The following is a 14,557-nucleotide window of genomic DNA, read 5'->3' as shown; positions in this document are numbered from 1 at the left end:
CAGAAAGCCTCTCTCCACCGCCAGAGCGGGCAAAAGACCAGTCGGTTAAAAATTCCAACTCTGAGATCTGGAAATTTTTTTACCCCTAATCTTCGTTGCCCATCCTCCGGAACTCCGAAGCGAAAAGCACTCAGCCTACCCGAGCGCTATTCACCTCAGCCCTCCGCTACGCAGCCGCCACCGCCGTCTGCCCCTGCACACCCAGCCCCTCGACGCCAAGTTCGATGACATCGCCGGGTTTCATGAAGACCGGATCGGGCTTGAAGCCGAGACCGACGCCGGGAGGTGTGCCAGTAGTGATGATGTCTCCAGGAAGAAGGCTCATGAACTGGCTCAGGTAGCTCACCAGCTTCTGCACGCCAAAGATCATCTGCGCCGTGCTGCTGTTCTGAATCGTCTTGCCGTTCAGCTTCAGCCACAGTTTCAAATTCTGGGGATCAGGAATCTCGTCGCTCGTCGCCAGGAACGGCCCGATAGGCGCAAACGTGTCGCAGCTCTTCCCCTTCACCCACTGCCCGCCGCGCTCCAGTTGCCACTCACGTTCGCTGTAGTCATTGTGCACGCAATACCCCGCCACATGGCTCATCGCGTCTGCTTCAGACACATAGCTCGCCTTCTTGCCAATCACAAAAGCCAGCTCCACTTCCCAGTCCGTCTTCTTTGAGTTGCGCGGGATCACCACATCATCATTCGGGCCCACAATGGCGCTCGTTGCCTTGAAAAACACAATCGGCTCCGCCGGAATCGGCATGCCGCTCTCCTTCGCATGGTCACTGTAGTTCAGCCCGATGCAGATGATCTTGCTCGGCCGCGCAATGCACGGCCCCAGCCGCGTCTCAGCACTCACCGTAGGCGCGGAGGCCGCATTGGCCTTCGCCCAAGCCGCCAGACGCTCCAGCCCATCACCACCAAAAAACTTCTCATCATAGTCCCCACCAAAAGCAGACGCATCAATGCGGCGTCCATCCTCAAGCTGCAGGCCAGGTTTCTCTTCTCCAGGATTTCCAAAGCGGATCAGTTTCATGTCAGTTGTTTAGTATGCGGTTCTCAGTCTCAATTCGTCATTCGCCATTCTGGTTTCGTCATTTCTTCTCGTGATCTTGCTGCTTCAGCGGATCACCTTCATGGTTCGTGTATCTGCCAATCAGCGGGTACTGCTCCAGCTCCGCCACCGTGCCGGTGACAGGAAAGCTCTCGCGCCCGACCCAGTAAACGGCCGCCGCGGCGATGTCTTCCGGCATCAGCAGCCGGCCCATCGGCACCGCGTACGCAGGCAGCCGGTCCGGCCAGCCTTCGCCCAGCCCGTCGCCCAGCTTCACCTGGTATTCGTTCTCCGTCAGCGTCCAGCCCACATTGAGCTGGTTCACACGCACGCGGTCCGTGCCCAGCGCATCCGCCAGATTACGTGTCATCGTCATCAGAGCGCCCTTGGACATCGAATACGCCAGCAGATTCGCCTGACCGCAGTGTGCCAGCACCGAGCCAATGTTCAGCACCACGCCTTGGTTCTTCTTCAACTCCGGCAGCAGCGCACGGATGAGCAGCATCGGCGCACGCGCATTCACCGCGATGATGCGGTCAAACATCGCCGCATCCGTCTCGCCGATCTTCGCGCGATTCGTCAGCGCCGCGTTGTTCACCAGCGCATCCACCTTGCCAAACGCCGCGATCGCATCCTTCGCCAGCTTTTCTGGGTAGGCCGCATCCGCCAGATCTCCCTGGCAGAAGGCCGCCTTGTCCGTGCCGAGCTCCTTGCACAAAGCCTCGCCTCGCGCCGCATCACGGCCGTGCAGGATGACTTTGCCGCCTTCGGCAACAAATCGCCGTGCCATGAATTCACCGATGCCGGTGGTGCTGCCCGTAATGAGAATGACCTGGTCTTGAAGTCGCATATTTTTCAGGGTGGTTTGGGGGAGCCGCTTCCTATGGCGAGCACGCAGCAATGCTCAAGGCCTCACCCAAGAAAAACAAAACCGTCACTGCTTCGCCAGCACCTCCTGCACGCACTTCATGAGGTACACGTTGTTCTTCGGCGACCTCTGATTCTCCTCCGACCACCGCTCATACCCCAGCTCGCGAAACGCCACATCATCCGCCCTGTCCAGAGCCAGCAGCACTTCGCGGATAAACTTCCATCCCGTCAGCTTCAGGTCCTTGAGCACCGGTGTACCGTCGGTATAGCGCATCTCCTGTACTCGCGCGAGGGCTGGTGATTCAGGAATCACGCCTTTCTCATCAGCTTTTGCGGCGAGCGGATTCCAGAAGTGATCCGACGCCTCATACGCCATCCCAAGCACTGTCTTTGCCTGCTCCTCCGGCAGCGGCCACGCGCTCAAAATCTTCGCCGGCCCCAGTCCGCCTAGGCCCAGCCCTTTTTCAGACCACCGCGCCGTCCCCTCCGTAAACCACTTGTTCTTAAAATAGGTCACGCTGTTCTGAATGAGGTGAAAAAACTCATGCGCAGGCGTCAGATTGGTCGCCGCCTTCACCGAAGTCGCCACCGTGAAGCCGATGCTCAGCGTGCCCTTCGGATCCCCCGGCCTGTTGTATCGCTGCAGCTCGTCATACGCCACGCCGTTGGACTTCAGCACGTCCTTGTGCCGGAAACTGATGTCAATGAAGCTCGCCGTGCGAAACCGCTCCGTCTGCAGCGGATCAGGAAATCCCAGCACCTCCACAAACAGCGTACGCGCCGCCACCACCTGCGTCAGCACGTCCTCCACCTGGTCCGGCACACCGTTTTTGTTCGCATCCGTCGCATCCACCGCGTGCTGTCCCTCCGTCTGGTAAAACACGCGGATCTTCCCCTCCTGATGCACCTGCGGCACAGGCGCCGCATGCAGCAGCCCCATCGAAAAGGTGAAGAACAAAAAGGCGCGCATGTCAGATCACAAGACCCGTCTCACTTCTCCAAAGCCCATGCGATGCCATTCAGCAGAAAACGCCGGAAGGCGGGCAGCTTGAAATCATCCCAATGCCCCATCGAGGTGTAAAACACGCGCGCCTTCTTCTCACCGTACAAATGCGTCCACGCCACGGGCTCCGTCTCCGCGCCTGGCAGCGTTCCCTTCAGCAGTGGTGTCGTCCCCTCTTGCAACGGTGTGTTTTTATACAGCCCACCATGTCCGATCAATTCACTCACGGTGACTCCCTTCAAAATCGCATGCGCTTCAGCACCCGGCACCAGCGTGATTTTCGCCGGATCTTTTCCATAATGCCCCGTGTAGTTCCCGCCCAGCACTTCGTGATCAAACTCCTGCCAGATGGCCAGCCCCGCCTTCGGTTCCGGCTCCTTCGGCCGCAGCGCAAAGCAATGGCTCGCCGTACGAATCCCCACCAGTGGTTTCCCGGCATTCAGATGCGCACGCACCGCATCGATCACCTCCGTTGGCGGAGTGCGGCGCCTCACACTGATCAAAAGAAGATCCGCACCCTTCATCGCCTCCACAAATCCCGGAAACTGATTCTTATCCGCCGCATCCGCCTGCACCACCGTCACGCGATAAGGCACTTCCTTCAAATCCTTCGCAGCAAACTCCGGCAGTGTCTCCCAGGTATGGTACTCGTCCTCGCCAATCATGATGACAATGTGCGGTGGCTCTGCCGCCTGGACCTGCCATCCGAATGCGAACGCGAAGCAAAGCAAAGTGCGAAGAAGGAATGATCGTTTCATAGGAATTCAAAGTTGGTTCAAGGTTTCGGTGCTGCTGAAATTTTCGCCTTCGCCGTCGCCCACTCCGCATTCGGCAAAGCCTCCCACACACGCAGATGGCGAAAGCTCGCCTCCGTGCTGGCGCCCAGCATGAGGCTGTGCTTCGCCACGCCAATCAGCGGATTGGCCAGGGTCGTGCTCTTCCCATCCAGCGTCCCCACCACCTCCTCGCCTTTGATCTCCAGCACCACCGTGTGCCATTCGTTCAGCTTCACCTGTGCCTGCACGCGGCTCGTTGTTCCCTTCTCCCGCTGCTTGGTCGCAGGATTGATGCGCTCCGCATCATACGGAATCAAAAACAGCCCGCCCGGCCCGATGCTCAGCGCGATCACATAATCCTTCACATCCGTCGCCTTGATAAACAGCGACCGATACTTCCGCCCCTCATCCGGCACATCATTCAGCCTCACCTCACACTGAATGATGGCGTCGGTGAATTGAAACCCAAACGACGCCGTTGCCGGATGATTCGCCGTCGGACTCTCCACTCCGGTAAAGCACCCATCCGCCAGTTTCCAATGCCCCGACTTTCCACCCACCGGCCCCGCATTATACCGCCAGCCGGTGAACCCGCTCGCAAATCCCACCGGCTTCCCCGTCACCGCTGCCAGCGGCGGCGTGAAGTCCTCGCTCACCAGCAGCTTGCCCCGCGTCGTCATGAGTGTCTTCGGCAGTTCCTCCGCGGCCAGGGCACCGCAGGCCCATGTCATAAACAAAAGTATAGGTGCTGATTTCATGCAGTTCATTGGCCGAGTTTGCTCAACACCTCCAGCGCCTTCGTTTCAAAAATCTTCTGCCATTCCGGTGCCACCAGCGTGTCGCAGTCTTCCTGCGCATAGCCACTGTTCAGCCGCTGCTCCACCGTCGGCGTGTACCAGATATATCCATTGGTGTATCCCGAAACGAAAGCGCCCGCATCCTTCGCCTCCTTCTTGATGTTCAGCCCCACCTGCACCGTCACTTCTCCAGGAAAGGTGACCAGCTTGAAATCCCCCACGCGCAGTCCGCACACTTCGGCATCCAGCGTTGCCTTGCCCGCCTCCTGCGTCTGCTTCAGGTGCATCTTCAGCAGCCCCAGATTCGCATTCAGCCGCGTCAGCCGCTCCATGATCTCGATGTTCGCCAGATAGCTCTCCACCAGCACCCGGTTGTCAGCATCGAGCTGCGAAATCCCCTTCCGCCCCTGCGCTTCATCATGCAGATAGCTCTGCGAATAATGCGAAGGCGTGTCCGGCCACAGCCTGTGCTGCAGCAGCAGCGGCAGGAAGGTCTTGAAATTGATGTTTGTCGGCTTCAGCGCCGCCGTCAGCTTCTTCTGTTCCGCTTCGATTCGTGCAATCCGTGCCTCATAATCCGCCGCGCGCGGCACGCTGACCGTCTCATTGCTCACCCTCAGCACACCATCACCCTTCGTCTCAATCTTCCGCATCGCCGCCATCACCGTCGCCCCGAGCATCGTCCCCAGCGGCTCCGCATCCGCCGCCCGCGTCACCTCCTTATACCGCACAGGATTGATGTCTCCCCCGCAGCCCTGCACAAAGAATGCCATCGCTCCCGTCGCCTCTTCAATCACCTTGGACGCAAATCCCGGATAGTCCGCCGAGCATCCCTTGCTCGGCGGGTTCATGATCGGATGACAGGCAAACTGATACAGCACCGCCAGCGGCGTGCCATCCGCGCGATCCAGCCTCAGCACGCCCACCTGCGGATCGATCGGCCCCACGCCCGCCACCGCTTCATCCAGCGGCATCGAGTACGCCCGCCGCATGTCCACCATGCTGCCGTCCTTCATGTTCAGCCGCCGGTTTTCGCTGATGCGCGTCTCCAATCCCACGCCACTGCCAGCCTTCACCGGCACCAGATTCCCCGCCGCCTCCTTCACCGCCTGAACAACGAGCGGTTCCAGATCCCCGCGCACAATCCCATGACAGTGGCTCGCATTCACCACCACATTCTCCGGGGCAATGCCCAGCTCCTGCAGCCCGCGCCGCACCGTCGCCATGAATCCATTGCCAATGCGTCCGATGCCTCCCACCGCCACCGCATCCAGCGTGATCACCACCGCCGTCGTCCCTCTGCTTTTCAGCACCAGCGCCTTCGCAAAGCACGGGTCATTCACCGGCCCTTTGCGGTCCGTGATATCCACCTTCGCCACACCCGCCAGCATTTCAGCCCGCGCCGTGGCAGCACAAGCCAGCAAGAGAAAACAAATCCATTTCATGACAGTTTATTTCTTCAAAGTCCACGCCACCGCATTCAGCAGCAGCCGCTGCACATCCGCGCTGCGCATGTCTTCCGGCGCACCGAGGCTCGTGTAAAAAATGCGCGCCTTCCCAGGCCCATACGTGCGCATCCACGCCACCGGCTGCGGCGGTGTGCTGGCGCCTTCTTGCGCCGTGCCGATCAAAATCGGCGTCGCATCCGCCGCCAGCGGCAGCACCTTGTACATCGACTGATATCCCCGGATCTCCGCCACATTCACTCCCTCAAGAATCGGCGTCTTCACCCCCGCAGGCGCGCTCACACTGTAGGGCAGCCCCTTCGTTTCATACCCCGTGTTCTCACCGCCCAGCACCTCATGCGTAAACTCCGGCCACGGCGCCAGACTCGCATCCACCACCTCGTTCGGTTTCGGCAAAAACGCATGGTTCGCCGTGCGAATGCCCAGCAGCGGCTTGCCCGCCGCCAGGTGTGCCTTGATGGCCGCCATCTCCTCCTTCGGCGGAAAGCGCCTGCGTGAAAACAGCACCAGCAGATCCGCATCCTTCAGCGCCTCCACCAGCCCCGCAAAGTGATGCATCTGCGGCTTGTCCCCTTCCACAATCGTTACCCGATGCCCCAGCGGCCTCAGCTCCTTCTCCGCAAACTCCCGCATCGTCCTCGGGGACTCATAGTTGTTCGGATCTTCCACCGTCATGATGACGATGTTCGCCGCGGACGCAGCACAGGTGAAAAGGGCGAGGCAGAGAAGGATGCATCTCATGGCAGAAAATGAGGGTGTGATAAAATGAGGGATCGAGTTTGGCATTGATAACAGTCCATTCACCATACGCTTTGACATGTGGAGATTCAGCGGGGCATTTCGTTCCATGGCGTGATCATGGGTTCACAGAGATCAAATATTCCGCCTCACGCGGAGGCACGTCAAAACGCAGCGCGTCAGCACCTTCGAGCTTGCCTGGCATTGTGGGAATGACGCTTCCCTTCGCATCTTTGATGCTCACATTCGGCAGCTTCCATGCTGGCGGCAGCACCATTTCGATCGTCAGCGGCTGGTCGTAGAGGGCGGCATCAGTGGCGCAGGTGAGTTTGAAGCTGAGTTGCTGCGCGTCCGCTTTGATCAGAGCGAGCTTCGCAGCATCTCGCTCCGTCATGTATTGATGAATGTCTGCCATGCCTGCGATCCAGAGTTTAGCCTCATGCTCTTTGGCGATGTCCATGGCCGCACGAAAGTTCGCCTCGCTGCTGCTGAGCCCCTCGCCGATGTAGTGATAGTGAATGCGGCACCAGAGGCCGCGCTGGAGGTGCTGCTGCAGAATCCGGCGAAAATTTTCGACACGATTGCCATAGCTGTCGTCCATGCCGGTGCTGTTTTCTGAGGCATCGAAATGGTGATACTTGTCGAGGTAGTAGCGCAGGGAGCGCGTGGTCTCCCAGCGCGTGCCGCCGCCAAGGTTCAATGCGGTGAGCCTGCTCTTTCCGGGTGTCATCTGCCAGATCACCTGCGCGGCCTCGCCGATCTCCGCCTCCATGTCCGCATCCCCCAATCCACCCCGGTGATGCGCCGAGTGGTTGGCGAATTCATGCTTGCCTTGCTTCGCCAGCGCTTCCCACGCCGCACGCTGCTGATTAAATTCGGAAACACGACGGCTTCCTGGTTCGGATGCACCGGGATTGATCATGAAGGTGCCGCGAAAGCCATAGCTTTCGAGAATGGGCGCCGCCTTGCTCAGATGCGTGGGATGTGAGTCGTCAAAGCGGATGCTCAAAGCCGCATCCCGGCCATCATGCCATTTCGCGATGCGCATCTTCACGCCGCTGGTGGGATCTTCGATGGCCCGGCTTTTTTCCGGTGTCGGCTTCACCCAGCCTCCGGGAGGCGGGACCGCCTCAACAACGCAGCTCGTCACACCGGCAGGCAGCGGCACGAGCAGCTTGAACCACTCGATGCCCGAGCGACGCACCAGCAGCGCTTTTCCACTGGCATCGCGCACTTCCACATCAGCGGCTGGCCAGGCCTTGGGGCCGCTGTTCGGCAGGTCGATACGGATCGTTTGCGGCCTTGCCTCCGCATGGGGAGCCACGCTGATCTGCAGCTTGAATGGCGCGGCAAGCACGGCGGTGATGGCGGCCTCGCTGGAGGGATCAGCGGACGCCACCTTCACGCCGCCCAGATCTGGCGATTGAGCGTGAAGGGCGCTTGCAAACAAGCCCAGGACAAAAGCAGCGATTGCCTTCATGCGGAGGTTCACTTCAGTTTCTCAAACAATTCCTCCAGCCCCGCGACGATCTTCGTCGAAGCATCCACCTCCAGACACGCCGACCTCGCCCGCCATGTCTCATACCCGCCCAGTTGATGCTGCTCCGGCGTCGGCAGATAGCCATGGTACGCATTCGCCAGCGAAACCGTGAAGGTCTGCGCATGCCGCTTCTTCAGCCCCAGCCCGATCTCCACAAACACCTCCGCCGGAATCGCCGACACCCGCAGCTCCCCAATCTTCATCACCTGCAGCGGCGCCGAAACTTCCCTCGGAAAATCCGCCAGCAGCACCGTCTCCCGCGCATACACCTGCTCCATCGTCTCCATCCGCGGAAACAGCTTGGACTGCTTCGTCACCGCTCGCGCCTTTTCCACTTCCGCCTCGGTCGGGATGCGTAGCCCCAGCTTCACCTCCTTCTGCGCCACACCCAGCTCCACCCAGTCACGATACGTCAGCGTCTTGCACGCACCCGCCACCGCCTGCGCCACATCATTCGCCACGATCTTGATCCGCCCATACAGCCCCTCCTTCGCCTGCCCTCCACGGAAGTCGATGTTGTTGATGTCACCGCTCGTCCCGTTCGACATGATCCCCACAAACGGTGGATCCTGCTGTTCCGCACCCAGCAGCTCTCCCACACGGTTCGCAAACGCCCCGTAGTAATCCGCCGAAATGTGCCCCGGCCCCACGCCGCCCACATAATGCAGCGAGTAGTTCGCATACAGCGCGATGGGCTTCCCCTCCACCGACTGCACGCTGATAAAGCTCACCTGCGGATCTGTCGGCCCCGCAGGCTCCACCAGGTTCGGATTGTTTACACCCGGGTTCGTCTTCACCTGATCCGTCGTCACACCATGCGGCGTGGGTGGGATGCTCCCCGGCTTCATCTTCCACCGCCGGTTATACACATGCTGCGGCACATCCACCGTCCCCCACGCGATTTTTGCCGGTGCCAGATTGTCCAGCGCACAGCGCATCCCATCGGCCATGCGCCTCGCAAGAAACCGCTGATAAATCGGGCTCGGCTCGCTCTGCCCCACCGCCTGCGCCGTGCCGCATGAATGCGAGTGCGTCGCGGACATCATCATGTTCTCCATCGGCACACCCGTCGCCTCATTCACCATCTTCTTCGCCTCATCAAAAATCCCGCGCCCGATCACACAGCTGTCCGCCACCACCAGCACCAGCTTCGTCTTTCCATCATCCAGTGCCACGCACCGCGCATTCAGTTCATCGTGAATGAACACCGCCTTGCCATCCTGAAAGCCCCCGTTGATTGAGCTTCCCAGTTCAGGCGTGATGTTGCTCGTCGCCGCTCCCGCGCGGAACTCGGCGGCATGCAGCGCGGACACTGCGGATACGATGCAGAGGATGGTCAAAAATCTCATCCCAGTCGTACGGCCCCAAACGCCCGAACTTCATCAAATCAGTTCGCGGATCGGTTGAGCGCCGTTTTCCACGAGGTAATGCGGCCGCCCCTTCGTGTCGGTGATGGTCGTCGTGTTCACGTCGATGCCCAGGTTCCGGTACAGCGTGGCAAAGACCTCTGGAAACGTGACGGGCCGGCTGTCTGCCTCACCACCCAGGCGGTCCGTTGAGCCGATGACCTGGCCGTTCGGCATCCCGCCGCCTGCGAGCAGCGCCATCGCCACACGCGGCCAGTGATCACGCCCCGTCTGTTTGCTGATGATCGGCGTGCGTCCAAACTCACCCCACACCAGCACCGTGACGTCCTTGTCCAGCCCGCGTTGATGCAGATCCTCCACCAGCGCCGTGATGCCCTTGTCAAAGATGGGGAAATCCTCGCGCTCGCGGGAAAAAATGTCGTTGTTCGCGCCACCGTGCCAGTCCCACTTGCTGTAGTTCACGGTCACCACTCGCGCCCCGGCCTCCACGAGCCGCCGTGCGGCGAGAAAGCTCTGCGGCACACGCGGCGCACCGTTTTCGTCGATGCGCTTCACCGTGTCACCCGAGCCATAGCGTTCACAGATCCGTGGATCCTCTTTGGAAAGGTCGAGCGCGTCCGCGAGCTTTGACGATGTCAGCACACCCATGGCCTGCTGCGTAAAGGTGTCCATGGCTTCCATCCTTCCGCTGGAATCCACATCACGCCGGAAGTTGTCAAAACTCCTCAGCAACTTCGCGCGATCCGAAAGCCGGTCATACGTGATGCCTTGCAGCGTCAGGTCGCCACGACTCGGCCCCATGTGCCGGAAGGCCGCGCTGGCAGAGCCGAGCAGACCCGGTCCGGGCTCGTTGTAGGGGCCGTGCGTGCATTCGTAGCACATGCTCACAAAGGGTGGTACCGCCAGATCATGCGCCCCCTGCAGCTTTCCCACCACACTGCCAAACTGCGGCCATCCTCCAGGCGGCACAGTCCCGGTCCGGTTGGGAAAGCCCGTGTAACATTGAATGGCATCATGCCCCGCCTGCGCACCCACCAGCGAGCGGATCACGGTAAACTTGTCCATCATCTTCGCCATCCGCGGAAAGAGCTCGCAGATTTGAATGCCATCCACATTCGTCCCGATCGGCTTGTGCGGCCCCGCAATCTCTCGCGGCGCATCCGGCTTCAGATCAAACATGTCCTGATGCGGCGGCCCGCCCACCAGATAGACCAAAATCACCGCCTTGTGCGAGTTGCGGATGCCCGCCTGATCTTCCAGCGCCAGCAGCTTGGGCAGCGAAAGCCCCACCGACCCCAGTCCTCCGATCTTGATGAAGTTACGTCGCGAAACACCATCGCAGAAGGCGCTGCGCGATTCAGCCGGGGCAAGGATCTTGAGCATGATGGATCAGCGTTGAGTTGACAGACCGCTTTCAAATAATCGCGCTCAGCCCCCTTTCTTTCGCGCACCACAGCAATCACTGCGCCATGCCCTCACGCAAGGTCTTCCATCTTCGTATCCGGCGCCCACCAGATCACCACCATGCCCAGCGCATAGATCGAGGCGCAGATCGCGCCCACTTTCGCATAATCACCCCCCAGCGTTTTGAAAAGAAACCCCGCCGCCAGGATGCCCGCCGCCGTGCCAAACCGTCCGGAGTTGTACGCCAGCCCGCTGCCCGTGGCCCGCACCCGCGTCGGAAAGAGCTCCGGCAGATACAGCGCCAGCCAGCCAAAAAACAGCGTCGCCACAAATCCCTGCGCGCACACGATCGGATGAAACGAAGCCTGCAGCGGCGCCGTCATCTGAAACATCGCATACGTGATACTCACCGTCGCCGCGCTGATCACACAGTAGCTCAGCCGCCGCCCCAGCCAGATCGCACACTGCCCGCCCAGCAGACTTCCCAGCGTCGCCCCCAGCGCCCACCATCCCTGCGTCGCAGCCTTGTAGTCCCCATGCGCTGCACCCGCGATCTTGTCGGCCCACGGAATCATCCACTTGCTCGCCGACCACGCCCCGATCATCGGGATCGAACTCAACAAAATCCCCACCACCATGAACCGGATCAAGCCCGGCTGAAACAATTCACGCAGCGGCGTCACCGGCCCCTTCGCCGCCCCACGCGCCGCCAGCCACTTCGGCGACTCCGGCAAAACCACCAGCACAAACACTCCCAGCAACGCAGGCACTCCCGCAAACTGAAACACCCATCGCCACGACTCTGGCGTGATGTGCCACTGCCGCGCCACCTGAGACAGCGCCAGGATGCCCACATTCAGCCCTGCCATCATCGCCCCAGACACCAGCGGCCGCGAAGCGCTCGACCAGCATTCCGAAACCAGCGCTATTCCATTCGGCCACAGCCCGCCCACCCCCAGCCCCACCATAAATCGCAGCACCAGCATCTGCTCCTGCGTCTGCGCATATGCCCCCATCGCCGCAAAGACCGAGTAAAACAAAACGCACACCCCCATCGCCCGCGTCCGCCCCACCCGATCCCCCAGCGCTCCCAGCGCCACCCCACCGATCGCCGCACCCAGCATCAGCGCCGCCGTAAACCGCGCAAACCACTCGCCTCCCAGCTCCGCCGTAAAACTCGCCCCCAGCAAACTCTTCGACACCGACAGCGACGCCACCGGCATCAGCCCCAGCTCCACGCCATCAAAGACGAGCCCCAGAAAGACTGTGACGAGGACAAGATAGCGTTGCGCAGCACTCATGGTTTTAAATTCAATGTCATCAAGCTACGCCATCCCAACACGATTGCGTGAGTTCATTATTCTTGAAAATTCGCGGATCTCCGTGGCCATTTGCGTTGTAAATCTTGAGTTCAAAATCCATCCCAACACTGAACTTAACGACATTGATTCTATTCAGCTTTGCATAATGGAATAATTCTCCCGCCTTGAAGGCCAACGTGCCTTCCGCATCATAGCGAAGGGTTGCCGAGCTCTGGCGAGGCTACCCTGGTACACGCCGTATCCTTCTGGGAAGCAAACCCAGCGCCTTCTTCACACGCCGTTCCCTCCAGCAGCGTCTGCCTCGCCGCTCCGCCACGCCTTCGTTGCGTCCTCGCACATGAACTCCGACTTTGTCAGCCTATTGCGCAGCACTCATGGTTTTAAAATCGCCTGGATCACCGCGCTGTTGTCCGCCTCCCCATACCCCAGCGCCTCCGCCTTTTCCAGCAGCGCCCGATGCGTCTCACTCAGCGGCAGCGGAATCTCACTCGCCGCCAGCATCAGCCTCACATCCTTCAGGTGCTGCGAAAGCTTTGCCTGCGGCTCAAAATCCCCCGTGATCATCTTCACACCCTTCGTGTCCATGATCCGCGAGTACGCCATGCTTCTTCGCATCACATCCAGCGTCAGCGCCAGATCCAGCTCCATCTGCTGCGCAAACACAATCCCCTCCGCCAATGCCGCGCGATTCAGCCCCAGCACCAGATTCGTCACCAGCTTCATCTTCGCCCCGCTCCCACACGGCCCCACATGCACCACCTCTCTCGCAAACTTCTCCATAAAGCCGCGGCATCGCTCAAACACCTTCACATCCCCACCCACCATCACCAGCACATCCTTTTGCAACAACTGCGCACTGCTCCCCGACACCGTTGCATCCAGATACTCCACCCCTCGCTCCTTCAGCTCCGCTCCCAGTGCCGCCATCTCACGCGGATCACCCGTCGTCGTATCAATCACAATCTGCCCCGCCTTCAAACCCGCACCCCGCAGCACCTCACGCACAATGTCCGAATTCGGCAGGCACAAAAACACCACATCACAATTCTCAAACACATCCCCCACCGTCACCGCATTCACACAGCGTGCCGCCTCCACATCCCACCCACGCTCCGCCCCGGTCATCGTCATCACGGCACTGCCCATCAGCCCCATGCCGATGATGCCCACATTGCTGGCGTTCGCCTCACTCATGCCAGCCCAAAAAACTCACGCGCATTCCCGGAGAGAATCTTCTGCTCATCCGCCGCCGGAAGCTTCAGCGAACGCAGCGGCTCCAGAATGGCGCTCGGCTCCACCCACGGATGATCACTCGAGAACAGCAGCTTGTCCGCGCCACTGAAATCCAGCGCAAACCGCATCGCCTCCGGCAGTGGCGACACAATGTCCATATAGATGCTCTTCAGATACTCGCTCGGCTTCCTCTGTAGATTCTGCGGCCCTCGCTTCAGCACCGTGAGCTGATGATCCATCCGCCCGCTGATATACGGCAGCGTGCCACCCAGGTGCGGACACACCAGCTTCAGCTTCGGATGCTTGTCCAGCAGCCCGCTCGCAATGATCCTCGCGATCGCAATGGTATTTTCAAACATGTTCCCCAGCGTGCTCGTCAGCTCATACCCCTTCACCACCTCCGTCGTCATCGGCTTCGCCGGATGGAGCAGGATCGGCAACCCCAGCTCCTCCGCACGCGCATACAGCCAGTGAAACTGCGGCTCATCACACCACGCCCCCGCCAGATTCGTGTACAACAGGATGCCCTTAAACCCCAGCTTCTTCACACAGCGGTCCAGCTCCTCGCTCGCCGCCTTCTCATTCTGCAATGGCAGCACGCACAGCCCGCGAAACCGCGTGGGATGCTTTGCGATCACCCCCGCCAGCGAATCATGAATCAACTGCGCCACCGCCGGCCCGTCCGCGCCAAACCACTCCGGCCCCGGATCATTCGTGCTCAGCATCGTGATCTCGATCCCATTTTTGTCCATCGTCGCCAGCTTCGCATCCACATCCAGGTAAAATGGCGGCACCTTCCGCAGCCAGTCCCCCATCTTCAGAATCGCCATGCCCTTCTCATCATACACCAGCGGCTCCGTTTTCCGCTTCCTCATCATCTCGATCACCTCCGGAAAAAACAGATGGCTCTGGCAGTCGATGATGCCACTCGGCGGCGCTGCCGCAGCAGCCACGGCGCTGCCCGCGACGGTGGCAGTAAGAAAATGACGGCGGTTCATA

At 60.3% G+C, this 14,557-nt stretch carries 13 protein-coding genes; all 13 read right to left on the bottom strand.

Going from position 1 to position 14,557, the window contains the following annotated elements; genetic code table 11:
- Positions 1 to 166: 166 nt before the first annotated feature.
- The 13 genes from ACILSQ_RS25110 to ACILSQ_RS25050 all read right to left on the bottom strand — a co-directional run bounded on the left by ACILSQ_RS25110 (position 167) and on the right by ACILSQ_RS25050 (position 14,556).
- Positions 167 to 1,024, bottom strand: coding sequence for a fumarylacetoacetate hydrolase family protein (locus ACILSQ_RS25110; protein ID WP_395746431.1), 858 nt, complete (start codon positions 1,022 to 1,024; stop codon positions 167 to 169).
- A gap of 58 nt (positions 1,025 to 1,082) precedes the next feature.
- Positions 1,083 to 1,892 (bottom strand): SDR family NAD(P)-dependent oxidoreductase, encoded by an 810-nt coding sequence (locus tag ACILSQ_RS25105; protein WP_395746430.1) that lies wholly within the window; start codon positions 1,890 to 1,892, stop codon positions 1,083 to 1,085.
- 84 nt (positions 1,893 to 1,976) lie between these two features.
- Positions 1,977 to 2,882, bottom strand: a complete 906-nt coding sequence (locus ACILSQ_RS25100) for a hypothetical protein (protein WP_395746429.1) — start codon at positions 2,880 to 2,882, stop codon at positions 1,977 to 1,979.
- Between the two features lie 20 nt (positions 2,883 to 2,902).
- A complete protein-coding gene (locus tag ACILSQ_RS25095; RefSeq protein WP_395746428.1) occupies positions 2,903 to 3,673 on the bottom strand; it encodes a ThuA domain-containing protein in 771 nt (256 codons plus the stop codon).
- Positions 3,674 to 3,690: 17 nt separating this feature from the next.
- The gene (locus ACILSQ_RS25090) at positions 3,691 to 4,449 is read right to left on the bottom strand and encodes a hypothetical protein (protein WP_395746427.1); all 759 of its coding nucleotides are present in this window, start codon (positions 4,447 to 4,449) and stop codon (positions 3,691 to 3,693) included.
- 5 nt (positions 4,450 to 4,454) lie between these two features.
- Positions 4,455 to 5,933: a hypothetical protein gene (locus ACILSQ_RS25085; RefSeq protein WP_395746426.1), complete on the bottom strand. Its 1,479-nt coding sequence runs from the start codon at positions 5,931 to 5,933 to the stop codon at positions 4,455 to 4,457.
- A 6-nt stretch (positions 5,934 to 5,939) separates the two neighbouring features.
- The gene (locus ACILSQ_RS25080; protein ID WP_395746425.1) at positions 5,940 to 6,695 is read right to left on the bottom strand and encodes a ThuA domain-containing protein; all 756 of its coding nucleotides are present in this window, start codon (positions 6,693 to 6,695) and stop codon (positions 5,940 to 5,942) included.
- Positions 6,696 to 6,810: 115 nt separating this feature from the next.
- Positions 6,811 to 8,172, bottom strand: a complete 1,362-nt coding sequence (locus tag ACILSQ_RS25075) for a polysaccharide deacetylase family protein (protein ID WP_395746424.1) — start codon at positions 8,170 to 8,172, stop codon at positions 6,811 to 6,813.
- 8 nt (positions 8,173 to 8,180) lie between these two features.
- A complete protein-coding gene (locus ACILSQ_RS25070) occupies positions 8,181 to 9,581 on the bottom strand; it encodes a hypothetical protein (protein ID WP_395746423.1) in 1,401 nt (466 codons plus the stop codon).
- 33 nt (positions 9,582 to 9,614) lie between these two features.
- On the bottom strand, positions 9,615 to 10,982 hold the full coding sequence (locus ACILSQ_RS25065; protein ID WP_395746422.1) for a DUF1501 domain-containing protein: 1,368 nt from the start codon (positions 10,980 to 10,982) through the stop codon (positions 9,615 to 9,617).
- Between the two features lie 92 nt (positions 10,983 to 11,074).
- Positions 11,075 to 12,304: an MFS transporter gene (locus ACILSQ_RS25060; RefSeq protein WP_395746421.1), complete on the bottom strand. Its 1,230-nt coding sequence runs from the start codon at positions 12,302 to 12,304 to the stop codon at positions 11,075 to 11,077.
- Positions 12,305 to 12,697: 393 nt separating this feature from the next.
- The gene (locus tag ACILSQ_RS25055) at positions 12,698 to 13,519 is read right to left on the bottom strand and encodes an NAD(P)-dependent oxidoreductase (RefSeq protein WP_395746420.1); all 822 of its coding nucleotides are present in this window, start codon (positions 13,517 to 13,519) and stop codon (positions 12,698 to 12,700) included.
- On the bottom strand, positions 13,516 to 14,556 hold the full coding sequence (locus ACILSQ_RS25050) for an amidohydrolase family protein (RefSeq protein ID WP_395746419.1): 1,041 nt from the start codon (positions 14,554 to 14,556) through the stop codon (positions 13,516 to 13,518). Before ACILSQ_RS25050 ends, ACILSQ_RS25055 begins: the two co-directional genes overlap by 4 nt.
- Between the last annotated feature and the right edge of the window lies 1 nt (position 14,557).

The sequence above is a fragment of the Prosthecobacter sp. genome, assembly GCF_044227185.1.
GTDB lineage: Bacteria > Verrucomicrobiota > Verrucomicrobiia > Verrucomicrobiales > Verrucomicrobiaceae > Prosthecobacter.
This window is presented reverse-complemented; position numbering and strand designations above follow the sequence as displayed.